Source organism: Stutzerimonas azotifigens (assembly GCF_013522725.1).
Taxonomy (GTDB): Bacteria; Pseudomonadota; Gammaproteobacteria; order Pseudomonadales; family Pseudomonadaceae; genus Stutzerimonas; species Stutzerimonas azotifigens_A.
The window spans coordinates 58,145-80,933 of record NZ_JAAMRF010000012.1 but is presented as its reverse complement, the minus strand read 5'-3'; the positions used below and the strand labels follow the sequence as shown (position 1 = coordinate 80,933).

At 62.3% G+C, this 22,789-nt stretch carries 25 protein-coding genes; 14 read left to right on the top strand and 11 right to left on the bottom strand.

Translation table 11 applies throughout. The features are described from left to right. Window positions 1-53: 53 nt before the first annotated feature. Window positions 54-989 carry an aromatic alcohol reductase gene (locus tag G7026_RS20420; protein WP_181072897.1) on the bottom strand — a complete coding sequence of 312 codons (936 nt, stop codon included), beginning with the start codon at window positions 987-989 and terminating at the stop codon, window positions 54-56. Between the two features lie 98 nt (window positions 990-1,087). On the opposite strand from G7026_RS20420, the gene G7026_RS20415 reads away from it, so the two are divergent. Further along, entirely contained in the window at window positions 1,088-1,501 is a 414-nt protein-coding gene (locus G7026_RS20415) for a winged helix-turn-helix transcriptional regulator (RefSeq protein ID WP_181072895.1), read from the top strand. Between the two features lie 127 nt (window positions 1,502-1,628). Then, a complete protein-coding gene (locus tag G7026_RS20410) occupies window positions 1,629-1,982 on the top strand; it encodes a hypothetical protein (protein WP_181072894.1) in 354 nt (117 codons plus the stop codon). A 153-nt stretch (window positions 1,983-2,135) separates the two neighbouring features. Here G7026_RS20410 and G7026_RS20405 read toward each other — a convergent pair whose 3' ends face one another. Both G7026_RS20405 and G7026_RS20400 read right to left on the bottom strand, forming a co-directional pair. Next, window positions 2,136-3,095: a hypothetical protein gene (locus G7026_RS20405; RefSeq protein WP_181072891.1), complete on the bottom strand. Its 960-nt coding sequence runs from the start codon at window positions 3,093-3,095 to the stop codon at window positions 2,136-2,138. A gap of 94 nt (window positions 3,096-3,189) precedes the next feature. After that, window positions 3,190-3,753, bottom strand: coding sequence for a TetR/AcrR family transcriptional regulator (locus G7026_RS20400; RefSeq protein WP_181072889.1), 564 nt, complete (start codon window positions 3,751-3,753; stop codon window positions 3,190-3,192). Between the two features lie 188 nt (window positions 3,754-3,941). Between G7026_RS20400 and G7026_RS20395 the strand changes: the two genes are divergently transcribed. Continuing rightward, window positions 3,942-4,598: a glutathione S-transferase gene (locus tag G7026_RS20395; protein WP_181072984.1), complete on the top strand. Its 657-nt coding sequence runs from the start codon at window positions 3,942-3,944 to the stop codon at window positions 4,596-4,598. 178 nt (window positions 4,599-4,776) lie between these two features. Here G7026_RS20395 and G7026_RS20390 read toward each other — a convergent pair whose 3' ends face one another. Both G7026_RS20390 and G7026_RS20385 read right to left on the bottom strand, forming a co-directional pair. Next, window positions 4,777-5,385 carry a VOC family protein gene (locus G7026_RS20390; protein ID WP_258190383.1) on the bottom strand — a complete coding sequence of 203 codons (609 nt, stop codon included), beginning with the start codon at window positions 5,383-5,385 and terminating at the stop codon, window positions 4,777-4,779. 57 nt (window positions 5,386-5,442) lie between these two features. Continuing rightward, entirely contained in the window at window positions 5,443-6,183 is a 741-nt protein-coding gene (locus tag G7026_RS20385) for an SDR family NAD(P)-dependent oxidoreductase (protein WP_181072887.1), read from the bottom strand. Window positions 6,184-6,342: 159 nt separating this feature from the next. On the opposite strand from G7026_RS20385, the gene G7026_RS20380 reads away from it, so the two are divergent. Continuing rightward, window positions 6,343-6,945: a TetR/AcrR family transcriptional regulator gene (locus tag G7026_RS20380; protein WP_181072885.1), complete on the top strand. Its 603-nt coding sequence runs from the start codon at window positions 6,343-6,345 to the stop codon at window positions 6,943-6,945. A gap of 31 nt (window positions 6,946-6,976) precedes the next feature. Here G7026_RS20380 and G7026_RS20375 read toward each other — a convergent pair whose 3' ends face one another. The 3 genes from G7026_RS20375 to G7026_RS20365 are packed head-to-tail and all read right to left on the bottom strand — an operon-like array spanning window position 6,977 to window position 9,114. Continuing rightward, window positions 6,977-7,954, bottom strand: coding sequence for a saccharopine dehydrogenase family protein (locus G7026_RS20375; protein ID WP_181072884.1), 978 nt, complete (start codon window positions 7,952-7,954; stop codon window positions 6,977-6,979). Further along, window positions 7,951-8,352, bottom strand: coding sequence for a VOC family protein (locus G7026_RS20370; protein ID WP_181072882.1), 402 nt, complete (start codon window positions 8,350-8,352; stop codon window positions 7,951-7,953). The genes G7026_RS20375 and G7026_RS20370 overlap by 4 nt, the downstream gene beginning before the upstream one ends. A gap of 18 nt (window positions 8,353-8,370) precedes the next feature. Continuing rightward, window positions 8,371-9,114: an SDR family NAD(P)-dependent oxidoreductase gene (locus G7026_RS20365; protein WP_181072880.1), complete on the bottom strand. Its 744-nt coding sequence runs from the start codon at window positions 9,112-9,114 to the stop codon at window positions 8,371-8,373. A 137-nt stretch (window positions 9,115-9,251) separates the two neighbouring features. On the opposite strand from G7026_RS20365, the gene G7026_RS20360 reads away from it, so the two are divergent. Further along, a complete protein-coding gene (locus tag G7026_RS20360) occupies window positions 9,252-10,217 on the top strand; it encodes an AraC family transcriptional regulator (protein ID WP_258190382.1) in 966 nt (321 codons plus the stop codon). 75 nt (window positions 10,218-10,292) lie between these two features. Here G7026_RS20360 and G7026_RS20355 read toward each other — a convergent pair whose 3' ends face one another. After that, on the bottom strand, window positions 10,293-11,474 hold the full coding sequence (locus tag G7026_RS20355) for an MFS transporter (protein WP_181072878.1): 1,182 nt from the start codon (window positions 11,472-11,474) through the stop codon (window positions 10,293-10,295). Between the two features lie 93 nt (window positions 11,475-11,567). On the opposite strand from G7026_RS20355, the gene G7026_RS20350 reads away from it, so the two are divergent. Continuing rightward, entirely contained in the window at window positions 11,568-12,470 is a 903-nt protein-coding gene (locus G7026_RS20350; RefSeq protein ID WP_181072876.1) for a LysR substrate-binding domain-containing protein, read from the top strand. A gap of 652 nt (window positions 12,471-13,122) precedes the next feature. On the opposite strand, the gene G7026_RS20345 is transcribed toward G7026_RS20350, so the two are convergent. Further along, entirely contained in the window at window positions 13,123-14,028 is a 906-nt protein-coding gene (locus tag G7026_RS20345) for an alpha/beta fold hydrolase (protein WP_181072874.1), read from the bottom strand. A gap of 107 nt (window positions 14,029-14,135) precedes the next feature. On the opposite strand from G7026_RS20345, the gene G7026_RS20340 reads away from it, so the two are divergent. Both G7026_RS20340 and G7026_RS20335 read left to right on the top strand, forming a co-directional pair. After that, on the top strand, window positions 14,136-14,525 hold the full coding sequence (locus G7026_RS20340; protein ID WP_181072872.1) for a MerR family transcriptional regulator: 390 nt from the start codon (window positions 14,136-14,138) through the stop codon (window positions 14,523-14,525). A gap of 55 nt (window positions 14,526-14,580) precedes the next feature. Then, window positions 14,581-14,973 (top strand): GFA family protein, encoded by a 393-nt coding sequence (locus G7026_RS20335; RefSeq protein ID WP_181072871.1) that lies wholly within the window; start codon window positions 14,581-14,583, stop codon window positions 14,971-14,973. A gap of 100 nt (window positions 14,974-15,073) precedes the next feature. Here the strand turns inward: G7026_RS20335 and glpT are convergent, their stop codons facing one another. Beyond that, complete coding sequence (glpT, locus tag G7026_RS20330) at window positions 15,074-16,423, bottom strand: glycerol-3-phosphate transporter (RefSeq protein ID WP_181072869.1); 1,350 nt, start codon at window positions 16,421-16,423, stop codon at window positions 15,074-15,076. Window positions 16,424-16,724: 301 nt separating this feature from the next. Between glpT and G7026_RS20325 the strand changes: the two genes are divergently transcribed. The 6 genes from G7026_RS20325 to G7026_RS20300 all read left to right on the top strand — a co-directional run bounded on the left by G7026_RS20325 (window position 16,725) and on the right by G7026_RS20300 (window position 22,743). Further along, entirely contained in the window at window positions 16,725-17,042 is a 318-nt protein-coding gene (locus tag G7026_RS20325; protein ID WP_181072867.1) for a DMT family transporter, read from the top strand. 133 nt (window positions 17,043-17,175) lie between these two features. Next, a complete protein-coding gene (gene yghU / locus G7026_RS20320) occupies window positions 17,176-18,018 on the top strand; it encodes a glutathione-dependent disulfide-bond oxidoreductase (RefSeq protein WP_181072865.1) in 843 nt (280 codons plus the stop codon). Window positions 18,019-18,336: 318 nt separating this feature from the next. After that, on the top strand, window positions 18,337-19,095 hold the full coding sequence (locus tag G7026_RS20315; RefSeq protein ID WP_181072863.1) for a siderophore ferric iron reductase: 759 nt from the start codon (window positions 18,337-18,339) through the stop codon (window positions 19,093-19,095). After that, on the top strand, window positions 19,089-19,859 hold the full coding sequence (locus G7026_RS20310; RefSeq protein ID WP_181072861.1) for an ABC transporter ATP-binding protein: 771 nt from the start codon (window positions 19,089-19,091) through the stop codon (window positions 19,857-19,859). The genes G7026_RS20315 and G7026_RS20310 overlap by 7 nt, the downstream gene beginning before the upstream one ends. Beyond that, window positions 19,859-21,868, top strand: a complete 2,010-nt coding sequence (gene fhuB, locus G7026_RS20305) for a Fe(3+)-hydroxamate ABC transporter permease FhuB (RefSeq protein WP_181072859.1) — start codon at window positions 19,859-19,861, stop codon at window positions 21,866-21,868. Before G7026_RS20310 ends, fhuB begins: the two co-directional genes overlap by 1 nt. Continuing rightward, window positions 21,865-22,743, top strand: coding sequence for an ABC transporter substrate-binding protein (locus G7026_RS20300; RefSeq protein WP_181072857.1), 879 nt, complete (start codon window positions 21,865-21,867; stop codon window positions 22,741-22,743). Before fhuB ends, G7026_RS20300 begins: the two co-directional genes overlap by 4 nt. Window positions 22,744-22,789 lie beyond the last annotated feature (46 nt).

Here is a 22,789-nt window from a genome sequence, read left to right as displayed (position 1 = left end):
GAAGCGGACCAGGCAAGTCAACACGGACAGCGCTCCGCTATGCGTAGGTATTGCTACGTGTAATTCATATGCTGTTCGATCCAGTCCGCCGTGGTCGTCAGGTTCAAACCGTGTTCGGCGTTGTAGGTACGCCGCTTGGGCCACGCGACTCCCTCGCCTTCGGCGAACACCGCTCGGTATTTCTTTATCGGGTCATCCGGATCGGCGACCAGGTCGTCTCTCAGCTTATCCAATGTCCACTCGACCCGAAGTACGGTGCGGTTGAGCGTTGCATCCACGGCATCGGCCAGTTGTGCATAACTCAGCGTGTCACCTGCCACGAACACCACCTGATTGGCCACGCGCGGTTCGGCGAATAGAATGTGCGCCGTCATCAGCCCTATATCTTCCGGTGTCGTCACGGTGACTTCAGTGTCCCAACTACCGAGGGCATGAACGGTGTTCTTTTCCAGATCGACCACACCAAAGATTGGTTCGAACAGGAAGCTGGTGAACATCCCCGTTGAGATAATGAGCCATTCGGTCTTTTGTTGTGCTCGCAGTAACCCTCGAACGTCGAGCTGTTCATCGAAAAGATCTTGCGGGCTGCCCTTGCCGATCACGTCGTAATCCACGCCGAATTGCCATGGCACGTAGCGTTTCACCCCTGCCGCAAGCACCGCACGAGTGATTTTCAACTGGATTCCGGCGCCTGCCGTAAAACCAACGCAACTGATGACGGTGTCGAATCGGCTGAAGTGTTCACTGAGCGCATCAATTGAATCGTTAATGACATCGGCCCGCAGAATGCCTATGCCGAGTCGATGGATTTCTTCAACCAAGCGCTTCCTGGAAGCGTCTCCGGTAGCGATGGCAGAGGGGCGCAACAGCACGCTAATACGAGGCTCGCCCTTGCTCGAAGCGACCCTTGCCAGCTCGCGTAATACACACACCCCGAGCTCCCCTGCGCCTAGCACAAGGATGTCCTGGGTTGGGTTTGGCGTTTGCATCAATCATCTCCCGCTAGCCGTCCAATGAAGCTCGGGGGTTATGCTGTCACCATTGTTTTAGCGGCAGAAGTAGGCACACGAGTGATCCTGGGGGGCGAATGGACCACGATGAAATCATCAGACAGTCGCAAGCGGCGTGCGAAGCGTTAAGTGCTGAAGACGATGGCCTGAAGCGCGAAGTACTAAGCCATGCCGGTAATCGCTGGTCGCTGGGAATCGTCCATACATTGGGGGTCGAGGGGCGACTGCGCCATGCAGAGATAGCCAGACGTATGGAGGGCGTAACGCAGCGGATGTTGACCCGCAGTTTGCGCCAGCTTGAAAGGGACGGTTTGATCGTGCGGCGCGATCACAGCGAAGTACCGCCGCGTGTCGATTACGAATTATCCGAACTGGGCCGAGGCCTGCTCGCGAATATGATTCCCTTGTGGATGTGGGTCATAGAAAGCGCTGGAGATTTCCGCGCCGCGCGCGATCGCTATGATTCGAACATCATCGTCGAAGCGGAGTGAAGACACTGGGGCTGCGCTTTAAATACCCAACAAGGCTAGGTTCATCTGAGTACCGAGGATCTGCGAACGGATACTCCGGCTCGGTTACATCAACGCCATGCTTTTGAATGCTTCCTTGATAATGGCCATGCGTTTTGCCGCATCGTCATGCCTTTTGCCGCTGGTGCTGATGAGCGCGCTGGAAGCCGTTCGGCCGTTCCATGCCGCTTTTTCAAAGGCCAAAGGTTTCACTGATTGGTCTAGCGCCGCCGCATTTGCGGTAGAAGAGAGCGACACGTCACGAGTTCAGTATCCACCCCTACAGCTGGCTAATTTGTTGCTCGAGACGGCGTGGTATTCCGCGTATGAGCAAGGGTTATGCAAGCAGGCCTACGATGCGGTTGATCGCCTTGAAAGCTTGAAGAATAGCCTCCGCCCTACAGAGAGGCGCTTCTTTCGTGAGAGCATGAAGCATTTGCCCGCCGAGCTTTGTAACCAATAGCCGGCGGCGGCGGAAAGTACCAATTTATTCGGCTCTCGGACAAATGTCTTACGCCTACCACATGTTTTGCACTCCGCACTCCGCCAGGTCTGACCCTAGGGAAGAAACGCCCCCGTCACATTCGCGCTAGAGTTTGCTGGCCTGTTGTCCCAGCTAGAGGAATTCCACGCCCTCACACTTGTAATCACCGATGAATAGATCGTCGGTGAGGACTTGGCCATCGAGATTGAAGCAGAAGAGATAACTCTCGGTGCGATCGCCGACCTCTACGCTCTTGAGGCCGACACACTCGTCCGGATGGCCAGGCACCAGCTTAAACGATGAGATTCCGCGCTCGGGCACGCAGTCACCGACTTCGAGCACCCGGATATCGCTGAAATCCTCGCTGGCGACTACCAGTTTGTTGCTGCCGCGCTCGCGCCCGTCGATCAACTCGTCGAAAGGCTCGGTGGATACCTTGCGCGGGAAGAACAGCCATTGGCGCCGATACGGGTGCCATTCTACGGCCTCGTGAATCACGTAGCCGTGTTCCCCGACGCCCAGCGCTTCGCGGATGAGTGCATAGCGATCCTGCCAATTGATGCTCTGTAGGCCGTAGTTGCGGTCGACCAGCTTGACCCACTCCTCCTCGGACCGCTTGCCGTGGCTGCCGACCACCAGGCGATCCTCCCAGAGTGTGGCCCACTCGCTTTTGAATCCCTTGAAACGCTCATCGCCGCTGCCGGTCATCAGGATTTGCCGAGGAACCAACTGGTTCTGAGCTCGGATCTCGCAGATCAGCCCGGTGCGGTCGTCGAAGGTCAGCAGTCGCTTACCGAACATGACCAGCTCGGAGAACTCGGCTCCCCGGCCGCCTTCGGCGATCAGGCTGACCAGCTGAAATTCACCGCCTTGTTCGGGCGGGATATCCTCTAAGCGATAGTGCGCGCGGCCGGCGTCGTCAACAAAACGGTGCAGGCGATCATGTCGCAAGGTGGAGCGCCAGGCGACCTGCCCGTCGTCGAGTTCGACCTGCGAGGCATGGTCTTCATCGGTGATGATTGCCAGTAGATATTCGTCCGCGTGGACGTCGTAACGCTCCAGTCGCTGGCGGTCGGCTTCAAGCGTGGTCATGCGGTCGTACCGTTGTGGGGCCCGCAACGGCAGACCCCACGACAGCTGCTCGGTTCAGTGCGCACCAACCGTACGAGGCTGTAAATGGTAAGAATCAGGCTGGAATCAAACCTGCCTCCTGATAGCTCGATATCAGATCATCGAACAAGTGAAGATCTGTCCGGGACCGCGCTATCAGTTGCGCACCCGCAACGGCCGTGTAGATGGCACGAGCTCGTCGATCACGGTCTTGCGCGCTGCCCCAGCCAGCGTCCGCCAGCGCTTCAGTCAACCACGCCACATTGACGTCCGCGAATGCCCTGACTTCAGCCAGGACTTCCTCGGGCAGATCCTCGTATTCGGCCGCCATGAAACTGGAAAGGCAGAGTCTGTTTGCATTCTCTAGGGACTTACGGAATATCGATGGGAACGCCCGTAAGCGTTGCCATGGATCAGGATTGTGCGCGCGAATTTCTGCGAGCAAGGTCGACGTGTCTTGCCAGTAACGCCGGGCAACTGCAGCGCCTAAGGCTGCTTTGCTGGAGAAGTGGTAATAGATGCTCGCATTCTTGATACCAATTTCATCAGCGATGCTACGGAAATTGATTCCGCTATAACCGTGCAACTGGGCTGCAGACCTAGCCGCCGTCAGAATGGCCTCTCGAGCGTTTTCGCTCACTGTCCAACCTCGCTTTATCTTAAGGCTCGTGTGACCACATCCTACTCTAGCCCCCTATACCTGCCAACTGACAGGTAGGGTGTTGACAAGCAAACAGTGGCGGCGCAGTCTTTACCTACCAACTGACAGGCAGGTAGCTCACCATGACCATCGCATCACAGCAGGCTGACGCTTCAGCAATTTCTCCCATGAAAATCTACGACTGGTTCGATGGCCCGTATCCAGCCCGGGTACGAATTGCTTTGGCGGAGAAAGGGCTGTTACCGAAGATTGATTTCGTGTCTGTAAATCTCTGGACAGGCGAACACAAAGAGCCCGACTTCCTGGCTATCAATTACTCGGGAACACTTCCCGTGCTTGAGCTCAAGGATGGAACCCTGATCGCAGAATGCACCGCGATCACTCAGTATCTGGATACGCTGGATGGTAATCCGACGCTAACGGGCGAAACGCCATTAGAGAAGGGAATCATCCACATGATGACCAAACGCGCCGAGATCGAATTTCTTGATGCGGTGAGCGTTTATTTCCACCACGCCACGCCAGGCCTGGGGCCGAAGGTGGAGCTGTACCAAAACGCTGAGTGGGGCACAAAAATGGGTGAGAAGGCGGTCCGGGGCATGCGTTACTTCGATCACCTGCTCAAGTCTCGGCCGTTCGTAGCGGGTGACAAGTTTTCGATGGCTGACATCGCGGTCCTGGGTGGAATGATCTTCGCGTCATTGGTCAAGCTTCCAGTGCCTGAAGACTGCGTCGCGCTCAAAGCGTGGCATGCAAAGATGCAGGAGCGTTCCAGCGTTCAAATTTGGCGCGCAATGGTTGAGCAAGGAGCGCCTAAAAGCTGACGGGTGCAAGGGAAACATGCATCCACTTTCGCGCTTTTGATGGTGGATGCAGCTTGTACTTCTCACGAAGCGATGAAGTAGAACTGAGACCCGAGAAATTAGACAAAGACCTGTTTTTCATCCCGCAGCCATGCCTAGGAAACTTGTGCGAGAACGACCGCTTACCTACAGCCGGCACTTAAGCCGGTAGCTGGCAAACGGCCTCCAGATTCACTCCGTCAGGGGCCAATATATAAGCCGCGTAATAGTTGGAGTGGTAATGGGGCCTGATGCCCGGCGCTCCATTATCGCGTCCGCCAGCTGCCATGGCGGCCTCATAGAACGCGTCCACCTCCCTGTGACTCTGCGTGATCAACGCTATATGCGCCCCTTGGCTGGGGACGGCAGCTTCATGCAGCCAGAGGAATGGCTTTCCTGCGGAACCGAAACCCAGTCGCCGAGGCTTCGATCGCGGAGGATAGGCCTCCATAATCAATGTGATTCCTAGCGGCTGGAGTGCCTGCTCATAGAAGACGCGCGCATGCGCTATGTCCGAAACACCGATGCCGACATGATCGATTGCTGAACCCGCGAACTCACTCATCAGATAACTCCATAAGACGCCGATCGCTCGGCAGGTTGTAGGGCGCGTATCAACAACGGCCGTTGCCGACCGCACGACAGGTCGAGCAAGCAGCAAAATCGCTACATTCACATTGGCGAATAGCGAAAACAGTGCATCTACGTCGGAGGCTATAGGCCCACCGGGCACGAAGTTTCCCCCGGCACTGACGTAGTGGAAGCTCATGACCCCTATCCTTGAGATAGGGATCGCCGCAGGACGACGCGGCTGCTCAGCGACATCTCAGATCTGGGAAGCCCCACCGTCCGCGAACAACTCAGCCCCATTGACATAGCTCGATGCATCGCTCGCCAGGAAGAGCGCGGCCTGACCGATCTCATGCGCCTGGCCGATCCGACCGAGGGTGCTCTTTTCGCTGAGTGCATCAATCACCTTCTGCGCGTTTTCACCCAGCACGTTGCGCAGGGACGGGGTGTCCACCGGGCCAGGACTGAGCAGGTTGATGCGCACACCAGAGCCTTTGATATCCAGAATCCAGCTGCGCACCAGCGAACGGAGTGCGGCCTTGGTGGCTCCGTAGACACTCAAACCGGGACCGGGGTTGATCGAGGCGGTCGAGCCGATGACGACGACGCTGCTTCCCTCTCCCATCAACGGCAGCGCGCCCTGCACGGTGAAGGTCGTGCCTTTGACATTGGTCGTGAAGAGCCGATCGAAGCCTGCTTCGGTGATCGCACCCAGGGGCTCGATTTCACCCGTCCCGGCATTGGCGATCAGCACATCGATACGGCCATGCACCGCGCTGATGTGGCTGTACAGCTCGGCCAGGTCGGTAGGGTTGGAAATGTCCGCGCAGACGGCGGAGGCGTTCTCGCCGAGGTTTTTAACGGCTTCATCGAGCTGAGGCTGGCGGCGCCCGGTGATGACCAGCTTGGCGCCCTGGCTGGCGAACGCTTCCGCGATGGCGAAGCCAAGGCCCGAAGAGCCACCAGTGACCAGAACCACCTTGTTTTCAAACAGCATGAGGCAATACCTCTGGGAGTGAATATGTAGTGAACACTACATAGGTAAATAGCGAGGCGCAATCTATTTAGTGACTGCTACATTGCTTGTTTAGCGCTCCTCGATTGAAATTTGTTGTAGTGATCGCTACATTAATCGCATCGACTGTACGAGATCGCCATGAACGAAAAACCCCGGCAGCGCCGCCCCGCCTTTGACCGTGAGCAAGGGATAGCCATCGCACAGGCGCTGTTTCACCAGCGCGGTTTCGACGCGGTCAGCCTGTCCGACCTGACCGAGGCCATGAACATCAAGCCGCCGAGCTTTTACGCCGCTTATGGCAGCAAAGCCGAGCTGTTCGAGCGTGCGATGCATCGCTACGCCGGTGAAAACGCGCTGCCTATGGACAAGCTGCTGGGGCCGGATCGACCGCCTGCACAAGCACTGACCGCACTGCTGGTTGCCGCTGCGAAGCAATACGGAAGAGACCGGGCTATGCGCGGTTGCCTGATCACCGAGGGCATGCGCGCGGACGATCCGACCGCCCGAGACATGGCCGAGAAACTGGGTAACGTTGGCATCCAGGCGATACGCCGTTACCTTGATCAGGTCCGCCCGGACGCCGCTCAGGTGCTGGCTGACTACGTGCTCATCACCCTGCGGGGGCTGTCGGCGGCGGCGTGCAGTGGCATGTCTCTCAGGCGCCTGGTGGAAGTGGCGCAGCTTGCCGGCAAGCTGATTTCCCTTGAGTTCGAAGCTAGCGACGGCGCTACTAATCCCTGAGCAACGCCGCATTGCCGCTCACCCAGGGGGCTCAGCGATCAGTGATGGTCGTTCCGGCGATGCTCTCGGCGAACCCACCACCGAAGGTCCGCGCAGGCGTTCCAAAACCCGGCTTGCGCTCGCCGCTCAACACGCGGCGCGCCGCTTCGATGGCAGCCAATGGCGTGTAGGAATATCCGTTCACCGTCTCGATCATGGATTGTGCAACGCTGCCATCTGCGGCAGTGACCTCTGCCACCGCGCGAGCCCGATGGGCGTCCCGCTCATGGGCACTGGGGCCATCAGGCAGCTGTGACACGTCGCCCTCGGGAAAGGCGTCGCCCGAAATATGCACGAACATTGCGATGTTGGGGATGCCTGTCGAATGCCACCCGGTCACCAGGTCACCGAAAGACAACGGCTGGCACGTCACCGGCCCGTCACCGAAATCAAACTGCCGAGGCTGCGCATCAGGCGTCGCAACGAGTTGACCGTTGACCCTCGCGAGCAGGCCTGCCCCGATGATTTCGCTGACGCTCATTGCCGAACCCCGCGACATGGACCCCGGAACCTGCAACGCAATGCTCAGCGCATGAGGGCTGGCAACCCGCTGGGCCACGTGCATGGCCAGACAGTCCGTGGGGACGACATCCCAGCCGACGCCTGGCAGGAGCATCACGCCCGCCTTGGCAGCCTGAGCACCCAGCCGTTCTGCGAGTCGATAGATATTGATTTCGGCAGTGATGTCCAGGTAATCCACACCAGCTTTCATGCACGCGTGCATCAGAGCCTCGGCGGTCTGGACGAAAGGCCCGGCAACGTTCAGCAGCACGTCTACGCCATCCAGCGCCTCTGCGGCCTGAGCATCTGCTGCGAATACGCGATAAGGAATCTCTAGCTGCTCAGCAAGATGAGCCAGCCGATCTTCATTACGCCCCGCTATTTCGAGATTGAGACCCAGTCCTTCCGCCCGCTCGACGGCCATGCGGCCGGTGTAACCCGTCGCGCCGTAAATCAGCAAAGTTCTCATTTGGCGTGCTGCCAGTTCTTGTAGACGAACTCCACACTGTACCCATCCGGGTCCAGCACGTTCGCGGCATAGTAGTTAGGGTCGTAATGCAGCCGGGGACCCGGCGCGCCATTGTCGACAGCGCCCTGACTCATCGCGGCAGCATAGGCGGCCTCGACCTCGGCCTTGCTGCTCGCCACGAAACCTACATGAGCCGCTCGCCCCTCGACCACACCCTCGCGCAGCCAGAAGAACATCCGGCCATTGGCGCCGAAGCCTTTGAGATCAGGATGGCCTGGCGGACCATCTTGGCCGTCGTAGTCCAGACGCGCGGTAATGCCAAGCGGCGTCAGCGCCGCTTCGTAGAAGCGGATGGAGCGATCAATGTCACTGACCGACAGAAAAATATGATCCAGCATGTCAAAGCCCTCGCTTGTTCAAATGGTGTAGCCGCCCGCCACTTCGATGGTCTGGGCATTGACCCAGGCGCCGTCTTCGGACAACAGCATGGCAATGACCCGCGCCACATCTTCAGGCTCGCCCACCCTGCCCAGCGCGGTTTGCCCAGCCAGCATCGCCTCGAACTCATCGTTGAGCCCGCCGCCCAATTCGGTTCGGATTGCTCCAGGTGAAACCGCATTGGCCCGTATACGCCGATCACCGAACTCCTTGGCCATATAGCGCGTAAGCACTTCCAGCCCACCTTTGAACGCCGCATATGGTGCCACCCCGGCAGTGGCAACACGGGTGGTGGCGCTGGTCAGGTTGACGATGCTGGCGTTCTCTTCCAGCAACGGAAGAAGTGCCTGGGTCAGGAAGAACGGACCTTTCAGGTGAACATTGAACAAACCGTCGAACTGCGCTTCGCTGACCGTCTGCAATGGGTTGAACAAGCCATACCCCGCATTGTTGACCAGGCCAGCGAGCGTGCTGATGCCCCAGACGTCCCTCAAGGTCATCACGACCGCTTCTCGAAAAGCCTCGAAACCGCCTACCTCGCCGACATCCAGTTCGAGCGCAACGGCTTTACCACCGGCCTGCTCGATACTGCCTACGACCTCTGCCGCCGCTTGAACATTGTTGTTGTAAGTCAGGATGACCCCCGTGCCACGCTCGGCAATGTGCCGCGCCGTGCTGGCACCGATCCCACGGCTGCCTCCGGTGATGACGATAACGCTCATGGGGTGCTCCGCTGTCGATGAATGAGTCACCACAGTAGCGACGCACCCCCTCGCCGACGCAGCAGTTCCTACTCCAAACTTGCCTGTTTCTGCTTTTCCCTTGTGCGGCGCATCGGTCTACGGTCAACATCTCTCTCATGAAAAATCAACTGCCTGAACTGCGCGCCTTGGCGGCCAAGGCCGAAAATCGCCGCACCGAGACGGGCATCCCGCGAGTGGCCATGGTCCAGGGCAAAATTCCCGAGCACATGCTGGCTGCCGTCTACGACCCGATGATCAACCTGATCCTGCAAGGCAGCAAAACGATGACGGTGGGGGACCGCACCCTGCGCTATGACCCGGCGACGTATTTCGTGATGTCCATCGACTTGCCCGCGGTGGGGGCGGTGCACGCCGCTGCATCAGGCGAGCCGTATCTGGCCGTCAGCCTGACACTCGATCCGACGGTGCTCGCCACATTGCTGGCCGACCTTCCCAAACCGACGGGGCGATATGACAACGACCCCGGATTTTCGGTGGCGGCCGTCACGCCAGAACTGATGGATGCCTGGGTGCGCATGCTTCGACTCATGGGCGACCCCGACGCCATCGCAGCACTAGCGCCCGCGTATGAGCGCGAGATCCTGTTTCGCGTGTTACAGGGCCCGCACGGCTGGATGTTGCGAGAGATAGCCGCACCGGACACCGCCATGGCCCGTGTAAACCTGGCCATTCAGTGGATTCGACGCGACTTTGCTGAACCCATCAGAGTGGAAAGCCTGGCGCGAAAAGCGGCCATGAGCGTTTCGGCTTTTCACCGGCATTTCAAAGCAGTCACGACGCTAAGCCCATTGCAGTATCAGAAACGGGTTCGCCTGCTCCAGGCCCGAACGCTCATGGTAGCCAGTGCCAAAAGCGTCACGGCCGCCGCGTTCGAGGTGGGCTATGAAAGCGCCACGCAATTCACTCGGGATTATGCTCGAGTATTCGGCCTTCCCCCTGCGCGGGATGCCGCGAGAATCCTCAACGAAACGAGAGCCGATAAGTGGACGTTGGCGAGATCCGACACTGATCAGCGTGCTGTGGACAGCGGTGGTCTGTGTCTAAATCGATCGTCCTCCTAGAGCCCCGATTCAAACACCTGCGGATGTCTGCTTTTAGCCGAAGCGGCCGATCCCGGCCGCCTAATTGCGGTTACCTCACTCAGCTATAGCAGGGCAGGCCTGCCGCATCCCGCGCTTCGAACGCCAGGTCATGGCCAGCACCATCAGCAGTCCTACCCCACCCATTGCCGCGCCCGCCAGCGAGATCGCAGGGTATCCCAGGCCCGCATTGATGACCGCGCCGCCCAGCGCAGCGCCGATGGCATTGCCGAAGTTGAACGCACCGATGTTCACAGCAGACGCAAGGTTGGGCGCATCCTTCGCCGCTTCCATGACGCGCATCTGCAATGGCGGCACCAGGGCGAAACTGGCTGCACCCCAGATCAGGATCGCCATGGCGGCCGGCACTGGCCAGCGCATGAGTACCGAGAACGCGACCAGCACGGCGATGAGCACCACAAGCGAAAGGATCAAGGTGCGGTCGATTGAACGGTCCGCAGCCTTGCCGCCCCAGATGTTGCCAAGGGTCAGGCCGACACCGAAGAGCACCAGCATTGCCGTGACGAAATTGGTCGACGCCTGCGTAGCCTCACGCAGGATCGGCGCGATGTAGGTGAATACGGTGAACATTGCGCTGGACCCCACCACTGTCAGCGCCAGCGCTGCCAACACTGGTCCGCGCCCAAGTACTCGGATTTCCGCCATCATGCCGTCGCCTTTGGGCGCAGCAACGTTCGGCAAGGCCCACCACAACGACGCCATCGCCACCGCGCCAAGGCCGGCAATGCCCCAGAAAACCGTCCGCCAGCCGAAGGTTTCACCGAACCAGGCGGCGAGGGGCACGCCGCCAATGGTCGCGAGGGTCAGCCCCATGAACATCGCTGCGACCGCCCCGGCGCGCTTGTCAGGCGGCACCAGGCTGGCTGCGACGACCGAGCCAATGCCAAAGAACGCGCCATGGTTCAGCGAGGTGACCACGCGTGCCATGAGCAGGGTCTGGTAATCGGTGGCCAGCGCCGACAGCAGGTTGCCCAGGGTGAAAATGGCCATCAGACCAATCAGCAGGTAACGGCGCGGCACCTTGGCAGTGGCCAGGGTCATCAACGGAGCGCCGATCAGGACGCCCATGGCATAGGCGCTGACCAGCAGACCCGCCATGGGTATCGACACGCCGAGGTCGGCGGCGATGCCGGGCAGCATGCCCATGGGGGCGAACTCGGTGACACCGATGCCGAAGGCGCCGATGGAAAGTGCTACGAGCGGTGGGTTGATGCGCATGGTGGCTCCTCATTTATGAGTCAAATGCTACGATCGAGCGCTTTCTGGCGGTAGTCGTTGGCCAGGACCAACACCTTTGCGCAGGAGGCACAAATGGACATGAGCGGGCGTTCCGGTGAGATGGCCGTATTCGCCACCGTCGCGCAGGAAGGCAGCCTTTCTGCTGCCGCGCGTGCCTTGGGACTGACGCCATCGTCCGTCAGCAGGATCATCGCGCGCATCGAGCGGCGCATCGGCACCCGCTTGCTGATACGCACTACCCGAACCATTACGCTCACGGCCGAAGGAGAGGCATACCTGCGCGCCGCTCGGCGGATTCTCGCGGACATGGCTGAGGTCGAGGACGCGATCACTAATCAGGGTGTGCCACGTGGGCGGCTTCGGGTCAGCGCGGCACTGGCGCACGGGCGATTGTCAGTCCTGCCGCTGATAGCCGCGTTCGGCGCCCGCTACCCAGGCATCCTTGTGGATCTGGTGCTAAGCGACGAAGTGGTCGATATCCTGGGCGGGGAGGCGGATGTGGCGATCCGCTTCGGTCAACTGGCAGACAGCCCGTTGACCGCCCGCCAGATAGGCGAAACCGGCCAGGTTATTGTCGCTTCCCCTGGCTATCTGGCCCGCCACGGCACCCCACAGCTGCCTGAAGATCTGCTCCAGCACAACTGCCTGCGCTTCAATTTTCGTCGGTCCTTCCCCGATTGGCCTTTTCGCCGGGAGGGGCGCGATTTCTTCTTGAAGGTGGCGGGCACGATTGAAAGCAACAGCGGTGATGCCCTGTCCCAGCTGGCGAGGCTCGGTGCTGGCATTGCGCGTGTCGGTACCTTTTCCGTGGAGCAGGATTTGAAAGACGGCAATCTGGTCCCGCTGCTCCAGGCTTACAATCCGGGCGATCGGGAGCCAATCAACGCCGTGTTCGTTGGCGGCGCGGCGACGCCTGCTCGGGTGAGGGCCTTTGTGGACTTCCTGGTGCAACACCACAGGGATGATGTCTCGTGACAACGTCGCCCCGCGGGTTTTTGATCGCGGATTGCCTTGTGGCCCACTACCATCGTCCGCTTCTGGCCGGCGAGGCCAGTCACGAGGACTCCAAATAAAAGAGGACGGACCAGGTTTCGGCTGACCGGAATCGTGGTCTGTCCCCTGTTGCGCTCAAGGAAGCGGGTTGCCAAGACCCGGCTCGGTCGGGTCATTATCCGGTCGTCTGGATGGCCCACCGGGATTACCGGGGACTCCCTGAACGTCCGGGTTATCGGTGACGAAATCAGGGGAATGACTCGGATTCTGGTCCTGCCCAGGTACGGGCTGTTGGTCATGGGGTCGGTCGAGCGGATCGATACTCATGGAACACCTCCGGTTAAGCCCTCAATGGCTCATACGTTTGAGGTGACACGTTCTTGTTTGTGCTGGCCGTGTGTCGCCCGGCATGGATGAGCAATGACGGCCACTGCCGCTTTCCCCGTGGCGACGTTTGATCGGCGCAACTGCCTTGCCGGATGGGTCGTCGCTGGCAGCGCACCTGATCGATGCGAAATGTGAAGGCCCATTGAACAGTCTTGACCGCGAGCTTTCAGGGTTGGCACGCCACGGCCGGTAGAGGCGCTTGCACGCCGATGGCCGACCACCTGCCGCTCTGCGCAGCAGCCCTGCCTCATTTCCCAGCACTGTCCACGAACCGCGCCAGGTCGCGATTGAACCGTTCGGACTCCTCCAAGAAGGGCGCGTGTCCGGAGCCTGCATATAGAAGGCTTCTGGCGTGTGGATTCAGCTGCTGGGCACGCGCAATGGCAGGCTCGGCGTGAATCAACGCGTCGCGTGCGCCATAGAGCAACAGCACCGGCACGCCGGCGTTGCTCAATCCCTTGGCGGCGTCGATGCCCATGGACTGAACCGCATGCTGCATATCCCAGGACGCCATCGCCGCGTTGGCGAACAGCAGCTCGAACGTATCCGGGTCAGGCTGGGTATCGAAGCAGAGCTTCAGGAACGCCCGCACGGTTTCCAGATGCGTCTGCAGGTCCGCCGAATTCAAGTCCCGGTAGAGTTCGGGGTGCGCCACGATCTGCTCGGGGCTGAGTTCGATCACCCCGTTGACATAGACCGCGCCGGCGATGTCGTCATCGCCATGCCTGGCCAGGTAGTTGGAGATCACCGCACCGCCCAGCGACCACCCCACCAACACGGGTCGCCTGGCCTGCGTTGCGTGCAGCACGGCAGCCAGGTCATCCGCCCATCGGCTGCCCTCTGTATAGGCCTCGGCGCCCGATGGCTTGCCGGAAAGGCCATGACCGCGCAGGTCGTAAGTGATCATTCGGTAGCGTTGCAGCTGCGCGCTGTTGACCTGTGCGTTCCAGTTCAGGCGGCTGCCCAGCAGGCCATGAACGAACACGATGGCAGGACCATCGGGGTTTCCGGCTTCCTGCACTGCCAACGAAACGCCGTCTGGCGCGGTGACCGTATAGCGTATGGGTTCGCTGTCGGCGAGCGCCTGGGTCGCCAGTAGGGTGGCTGAAACAAGCAGTGCGCAGAGGTAACGGAGGGCCAAAGGATAAGGCATGATATCGCTCCAAACAGGACGGGGAGCCTAAGCTTCAACCCTCACACCGGTGTTAGAGTCAAGCCGCGAGCGCGCGCTTTTTTCTCAACTCACCAGACGCGATAGCCATGAGCAGAACGGCCCTTGAAACCTCACTCGGTATCGGCGAGCTCGCGCGCAGGACGGGCGCCAGCGTCCGCTCGATACGTCACTACGACGAGCAGGGCCTGCTCGCGTCCACACGCAGCGAGAACGGTTACCGGGCCTTTCCCGAGCTGGCCGTCACGCAGGTCAGGCAAATCCAGCGAATGATCGCCTCCGGGTTCAGCCTGGCGGATATCCGCAGCTTCCCGGATTGCATGCTGATGATCGAAGGGGCCGCTACCTGCGAGCAGACCTCTGCGGTTCAACGCGACCGGCTTAAATCCATCGAACGGCAGATCGCGGATCTCGAACGCCGGCGCGCGCGGTTGTTGAAGATGCTGTCCGAAGGTGTGGTGCCGCCGCTCGGCCAATGACTCCGGCGCTACCGCGCTCATTACCCGAACGTGCAGCGACTCAGAGGAGACTCCCATGAACCGATTCACTGGTGGGTGCCTGTGCGGCAATGTCCGAATCGAGGCGTCGGGGCGGCCCTATCGGGTCGGCCTGTGCCACTGCCTGGACTGCCGCAAGCACCATGGCGCCCTGTTTTACGCAGCAGCGGTGTTCCCCGAGGAGGCGGTGACGGTCGAGGGCGAGACGCGCGACTTCGCGGGACGGCATTTCTGCCCCCGCTGCGGCTCGTCCGTATTCGCCCGCACGGCAGATGAAATCGAGGTGAACCTGGGGTCCCTGGATGCTCCCGACCAGCTCACGCCCACCTACGAATGCTGGACGGTCCGCCGCGAGGCCTGGTTGCCGCCGTTTACGCTCAGGAGACGATACGCGCACGACCGTGAAGGCACGGGGCGCTTCGAGGAGTAGAGAAGCGAAGGCGCCAGCACGAGGCGTTGAATGCCATCGTGCTGACGCAGCCACGCGTGCCAGACCGGAGTCTGCAGGCGTAGCTCACGCGCGCGGCGTATCAAGCCTCGACGGTGCGCGAGGTGCTGGCTACCTGCTTGTGGCGCAACGTCGGTGCAAGGAAGGCCATCGCCAGGATGCATGCGCCGATCAGCAGCACGAAGCCGCCGTCCCAGCCGAAGTGGTCCACGGTGTAGCCCATCGCCGCACTCGCCGCGACCGAACCGCCCAGGTAACCGAACAGGCCGGTGAAGCCTGCCGCAGTCCCGGCGGCCTTCTTGGGCGCGAGCTCCAGCGCCTGCAGGCCGATCAGCATGACCGGGCCGTAGATCAGGAAGCCAATGGACACCAGCGCGATCATGTCGACGGTCGGATTGCCTTCAGGGTTGAGCCAGTACACCAGGGTCGCAATCGTCACAAGGAACATGAACACCATGCCGGTCAGGCCGCGGTTGCCCTTGAAGATCTTGTCCGACATCCAGCCGCACAACAGCGTGCCGGGAATGCCGGCCCACTCATAGAGGAAGTACGCCCAGGATGTCTTGTCGACGTCGAAGTGCTTGGCTTCCTTCAGGTAGGTCGGCGCCCAGTCCAGCACGCCGTAGCGCAGCAGGTAGACAAAGACGTTGGCGAGAGCGATGTACCAGAGGAATTTGTTGCGCAGCACGTACTTGACGAAGATTTCCTTGGCGCTGAATTCCTCTTCATGGCTGGCGTCGTAGCCTTCCGGGTAATCGTTCTTGTAGTGCTCGATCGGCGGCAGGCCGACCGATTGCGGGGTGTCGCGCATGGTGACGAATGCGAACACCGCGACCATCATCGCCACCGCAGCCGGTACGTAGAACGCCGCATGCCAGTCGTTGGTCCAGCCCATACCCAGCAGGAACAAAGGCCCGATCAGACCGCCACCGACGTTGTGCGCCACGTTCCATACCGACACCACGCCGCCGCGCTCTTTCTGCGACCACCAGTGCACCATGGTCCGCCCGCTAGGCGGCCATCCCATGCCCTGGGCCCAGCCGTTGATGAACAGCAGAACGAACATGATCGCAACACTGGACGTGGCCCAGGGCGCGAATCCGAAAATGAACATCACCCCGGCCGACACCATCAGGCCGAAGGGCAGGAAGTAGCGTGGGTTGGAGCGGTCGGACACCAGGCCCATGAGGAATTTCGACAGGCCGTAGGCAATCGCGATGGCCGACATCGCAACTCCCAACTGGCCGCGGGTGTATCCCTCGTCGATCAGGTATGGCATGGCCAGGGAGAAGTTCTTGCGCAGCAGGTAATAGCCGGCGTAACCGATGAAGATACCGGCGAAGATCTGCCACCGCAGGCGGCGGTAGGTGCTGTCGATCTTTTCTTCAGGCAGAGGCGCCTTGTGGGCGGCGGGGCGGAAAAACGCGAACATGGACAGGCTCCGGTTTCTTGTTATGTGCGAAAACGAAATACTACATTTTCGTTACAGAAACTATCACCGCCGTTCAGCGCATGAAAGGGAAAAGTTTAGTGCCCCGTCGTTCGAATATGAACATGGAGCCATTCAGGCCAGGCGATGTACTTCCAATCGCCGACGGCTTTTCAGGAAGCCGCGCCTTGATGCCGCTCGGCACGGCTCCGCCTTTTTAGCCGCTATACTCGCCGCGAGGACGACCTCACCCCAGCGTGGGGCAACTCTTCCGGGACGGCCCGGTTCTTTACGGAGAACCGTCATGGCTTGGCTATATCTGATAGTTGCGGGCGTCCTTGAAGTGGCCTGGGCGTTTTCGATGAAGCAGTCCGAGGGCTTCACCCGCCTGGCACCCACGCTCTTCACCCTGGTCCTGATGGCTGCTAGCTTCGCGCTGTTGGCGACCGCCATGAAAACGCTGCCGCTCGGCACGGCCTATACGATCTGGACGGGCATCGGGGCGGTTGGCGCGTTTATCGTCGGCATCACCGTCTTGGGCGAGCCCGCCAATGCGATGCGGCTTCTCGCCGCGGTATTGATCATCAGCGGTCTGGTGCTGATGAAGCTGTCGTCGACCTGACCCGCTACCAGGGAAGACGTAATCGTTGTCTTCCCGCCGCCGCGCGAGCAGGCTTTATCCATCGGCCAGACGCCATCCCGCACTTCCTGCATGGTGCTTGGCTGTTTCGTCTCTATCCGACTAGGAGATCGCCATGAGTGACAACACCGCGTACGTGCCGCCAAAGGTCTGGACAGATACCGCGCCTTCGGGTGGCACCTTTGCCAGCATCAACCGCCCCACCGCTGGCGCACGCGAAGAAAAAGTCCTGCCGGTGGGCAAGCACCCGCTGCAGCTCTACTCGCTCGCCACGCCTAATGGCGTGAAGGTCAGCATCATGCTCGAGGAGCTGCTCGCCCTCGGCCACAGCGGCGCCGAGTACGATGCCTGGCCGATCCGCATCGGCGAGGGCGATCAGTTCTCCAGCGGCTTCGTCGAGATCAACCCCAACTCCAAGATCCCGGCGCTGGTGGACCACAGCGGCGAAGCGCCGGTACGGGTGTTCGAGTCCGGCTCGATCCTCGTGCACCTGGCGGAAAAGTTCGGTGCCTTCCTGCCAAGCGAGGGGCCGGCGCGTACCGAAACGCTGAACTGGCTGTTCTGGCAGATGGGCTCGGCGCCCTTCGTCGGTGGCGGCTTCGGGCATTTCTATGCCTACGCGCCGGAGAAGCTCGAGTACCCGATCAACCGTTATGCGATGGAGACCAAGCGCCAGCTCGACGTGCTGGACCGCGCGCTCGCCGAGCGGCGTTACATCGCGGGCGATGAATACAGCATCGCCGACATGGCGATCTGGCCGTGGTACGGCGTGCTGGCTCTCGGCGAGTTGTACCAGGCGGGGGAATTCCTCTCGGTACAGGAGTACAAGCACGTGCAGCGCTGGGCCGCCGAGATCGCCAAGCGGCCGGCCGTGATTCGGGGCCGCAAGGTCAACCGCACCTGGGGCGACGAAACCGACCAGGTGCCCGAGCGCCACGCTGCCTCGGATCTGGACTGACCCGCCGCAAGCCGAACGCACATCGCGCCAGCCCATGTATGACGGGCCAACTCACTCTCGCCCCCTCCCTTTTGGGAAGGGGCGCGGGTTTCGCCACACCGGACTATCCAGCCAATACCCCATCCCAGATTCCGCAACACGGTCCGCCTGCCGAGGGAACCGTCCGGCCTGCGTAATGCGCGAGCCGCTGCTTGCCCGTGACACTCCGCCCCATCGGTTGTGCGAATGATAATTTGATGCAATCGCGAATGGATGAGTAAACTGCCGGCTCCGTCCCGGCATTTACCGGCATCACTCTTTTGCTTCCACGCGACCACGATGTATCAGGCCAATCCCGACCTTCTGCATTTGCTCGACGTCACCGCCCATAGCCTTCCGGGGCTTACCGGCCGTGTCGGTGAAGCCGAGCGCGACCAACTGAAGGTCGGGGACATCGGCAACCAGGAACGCATCGCCGCCTTGCACACCTATTTGCGCCTGGCGCACCCGGAGGCCGGGCCGCATTACTGGTCCGCCCGCAGCTGGACGCTGCTGGTCTGGCAACCCATCTACCTCAGCCTGCTGGCGGTACACCTGGCCGAGCGCGCGCCATGCCTCACCGGCATGGGCCAGTCGGTCAACGACGGCGTGGTGGCCGGCTTCTGCCTCCCCGAGCACTGCCCGCGCCATGCCGCCCAGACAGCGCTGATCGATTTTGCCGCCGAGCAGTTGCGCGAGCAGATGGTGCGCCAGCTGGAAGAATTTCAAGCGATTACGCCGATCCACACGAAGATGGCGAACCGTCTGGCCGCCGACCACGTGTTGGCGGCGCTGCTGCTCGTCCAGCGCCAGCAGCGCCTGTGCAACGACCAGGCCCATGTGCTGGAAGAGCGCTGGCTGACCGCGCTGGGCCTCAAGGGCGACAGCACGCTGATCGACGTCCACCTCGACGACGGTCGCGACCGGCTGGCTCTGGGCCGCAAGGTCTGCTGCCAACATTTCCGTCGATCCGATGGCGTACTGTGCAGTACCTGCCCGAAAATTCGCGAGGCGGAACGGATCGAACGTTTGCGCCAGGAGTTGGCCGCCGAATGCTGAACATGCAGGACATCACCGTCCGCCACGATGGACGCGTCACCCTGGACATTCCCCATCTGGACATCGAAGAGGATGCCTTCACCGTCATCCTGGGCCATAACGGCTCGGGCAAGTCGACGCTGATGAACCTCATCGCCCGGCAGGCCGAACCGGCCCATGGTCATCTGCGCCTCGACGGCCGCCCGCTCGACGCCTACAGCCAGCGCGAGTTTGCGCGGCGCGTGGCTTTTCTGCCGCAGCGCCTGCCCGAAGTGGCCGGGCTGACCGTGCGCGAGCTGGTGCGGCTCGGTCGCTTCCCCTGGCGCGGCCTGCTCGGGCGCTGGCGCGCCGAGGACCTCGACGCGGTCGAGCAGGCGATGCGCGAGACCGACGTCCTCCAGTTCGCCGACCATCTGGCCGACACCCTGTCCGGTGGCGAGCGCCAGCGGGCCTGGATCGCCATGCTGCTGGCTCAGGCGTCGCCGCTGATCCTGCTGGACGAACCCACGTCAGCGCTGGACCTGTCGCACCAGTACGAACTCATGGCCCTGCTGCGCATGTTCAACCAGACGGCCGGCCGCGGCATCGTCGCCATTCTGCACGACGTCAACCTCACCACCCGTTTCGCCGACCGCGTCATCGCCCTCAAGCAGGGCCGCGTGTTCTTCGACGGCACGCCGGACGAACTGCTTTCGAGTGAGCTTTTGAGCGCGCTCTACGACATCGACATCCAGCTGGTCGAGCAACCAGGGGCCGCCCGGCGGATCGCCGTGGTGGCACCGTGATGAGCCGGGCCCTGGCCGAGCCGGCGCTGCCGGCGCGGCGTGGCGACGCCTGGCGCTACATCCTGACGCTCGCGCTGCTCATTCCCCTGGTGTTCGCCCACCTGCATCTGGCAAGCGCCCTGCCCTTCGCCCGGCAATGGGCGGTCATCACCGGCGCGGCCGAAGGCAGCTTCGAGGCGCTGGAGTTCGGTCTTTCCGCATTGCCACGGCTGGTGATGGCCCTGCTGGTCGGCGCGGCCATGGGCTTGTCCGGCAGCGTGCTGCAGCAGATGACGCAGAACCGGCTCGTCTCGCCGATGACCATCGGCGCCAGCTCCGGTGCCTGGCTGGGCCTGGTGTGCGCCACGCTCTGGCTGCCCTCGGTGGCGGCCGGTCACGGTCAATGGGCCGCGCTCGCCGGCGCCCTGTTCGCCGTGGGGCTGGTGCTGCTGATCGCCGGGCGCGACGGCATCGCCGGCCTGCCCATCGTGCTGGCCGGCATGGCCATGAATCTTCTGCTCGGCGCGTTGGCGGCAGGCGTCACCCTGGTCAACAACCAGTACACCCGCGGGCTGTTCGTCTGGGGCGCGGGCGATCTGGCGCAGATCGACTGGCACCGGGTGGAATGGCTCTGGCCGAAGCTGCTGGTGGGTCTGCTGGTGATGGCGCTGGCACCCCGCGCACTGACCCTGCTGCAGCTGGGCGCCGACGGCGCGCGGGCGCGCGGCCTGAGCCTCTGGCCGGTGATGCTGACGCTGTTCCTGGTGTCGATCTGGCTGACTTCGGTGTCGATTACCGCCGTCGGGCTCATCGGCTTCATCGGTCTGCTGACGCCCAACCTGGCGCGGCTGTTCGGTGCGCGGACCTCGCGTGACGAGCTGCTGTTCAGCACCCTGCTCGGCGCCGTGCTGTTGACGGCCACCGACGCCGTCGCGCTGTACATCAACACCTGGACGACGGACCTGGTGCCCAGCGGCGCGGCCGCCGCCCTGATCGGCGCGCCGGCCCTGCTCTGGCTGTCCCGGCGCCAGCTCTCGGCTGAGGATCCGCGTGGCCTGCAGCTTCCCGATGGCGCCGAGCGCATGGACCGCCGCCATCTGGCCTGGGCCGTGCTGTTCGCCGTCGCGGCGCTGACCGTCAGCGTCGCCCTTGCCCGCAGCCTCGACGGTTGGTCGTTCGCCTGGCCGGACGCACTGATCTGGTCGCTGCGCTGGCCGCGCATGCTCACCGCCGCTGCAGCGGGCTGCGGGCTTGCGATCTCGGGGATGATGCTGCAACGCCTGCTACGCAATCCGCTGGCCAGTCCGGACATCCTCGGCCTTTCCGCCGGCGCCACCCTAGCGGTGATGGTCGCGCTGATGCTCTTCGGCGGCTCGCTGCTGGGCTTCACGGCGCCCATTGCGGCCTTCGTCGGCAGCCTGGTGGTGCTGGCGATCCTCCTGCTGCTGGGCCGGCGCCATGCCTATTCGCCGGCGTTGATGGCTTTGGTGGGCATTTCCCTGACGGCCCTGCTCAATGCGGCGTTGCAGTTCGGCCTGGCCAAGGGCACCGCCGATGCCTTCGCGCTGCTCGGCTGGCTGGCCGGCTCCACCTACCGGGTGAGTCCCGCCCAGGCCGTCGCCCTGACCGTCGGCGTGCTGGTGCTGGGCAGCCTGAGCCTGGTGTTCCATCGCGCCCTGACCCTGATCTCCATCGGCGACGGCGTGGCGCGCAGCCGGGGCCTGAACGTCACCCTGACCCGGGTCGGGCTGCTGGTGCTGGTGTCGCTGCTATGCGCGCTGGTGACCAGCCTGATGGGGCCGGTGGCCTTCCTCGGCCTGCTGGCGCCGCACATGGCCGCGATCCTCGGGGCGCGCCGCGCGCTGCCGCAGATGCTGCTGGCCTCGGCGCTGGGCGCCTCCCTCATGCTGCTGGCCGACTGGCTCGGGCGCACCCTGATCTTCCCGCTGCAGATACCGGTGGGCATCGTTGCCTCGGTCATCTGCGGCACCTATTTCGTCTACCTGCTGGTCCGCCGGAGGCTCGCATGAGGTGGGCTCGCCTGCTGGCGCTGCTCGGCGCGGCGCTGGCCTTCACCGCCTCGGCCGACGAGGCCCGGGTGGTCGCCCTGAGCTGGGAGTCGGCCGAGCACCTGCTCAAGCTCGACGTTACGCCGCTGGGCGTGGCCGACGCGGGCGACTATCGCGCCTGGGTGGTCCGCCCGGACCTGCCGGAACAGGTGGTCGACGTCGGCTCTCGCACCGAGCCGAACCTGGAGCTGCTGGCCAGGCTGCGTCCCGGGCTGATCGTGATACCGCCGATGCTGGAGGACATGCGCAAGACGCTCGAACGCATCGCGCCGGTGCTGTCCTACAGGAGCTTCGCCCGCGATGCCGACAACTACGCGTTGCAGCGCGACAGCTATCTCGCCCTGGCACGGCATCTTGGGCGCGAAGCGCTCGCCCAGGAGCGACTGGCGGAGATGGAATCGCACATCGACGCACTGCGCCAGCAGCTCTTCGCGCATTTCTCAGGCAAGCCGCCGAAGGTCACCGTCATCCGTTTCTCGTCGCCCACGGTGGTGTACATCAATGGGCAGAACTCGATGGTGCAGCGGGCCATGGACCTCCTGCAGCTGGAACCGGCCTTCCCGCAGCCGGCGAGCGACTGGGGCATCACCCAGACGTCGGTGACCACCCTGGGCGCGATCCGTGACGGCGTAGTGCTGCATATCGAACCCTTCGCCCAGCAGGACGCGATCTTCGGCACGCCGTTGTGGCAGGCCATGCCCTTCGTCAAAGCCGGGCATTTCGGCTCGCTGCCGTCCACCTGGACCTACGGCGGGGTGTTCTCGGTGGAATACCTGGCCGAATCCATCGCCAAGGCCCTGCTGAAGATCCCGCCGGACGAGGCGCAGGCGCCATAGCTTGCCGCTCGTCGAGGCCACTCCCACAAAAGCGTGCCGCTCGCTC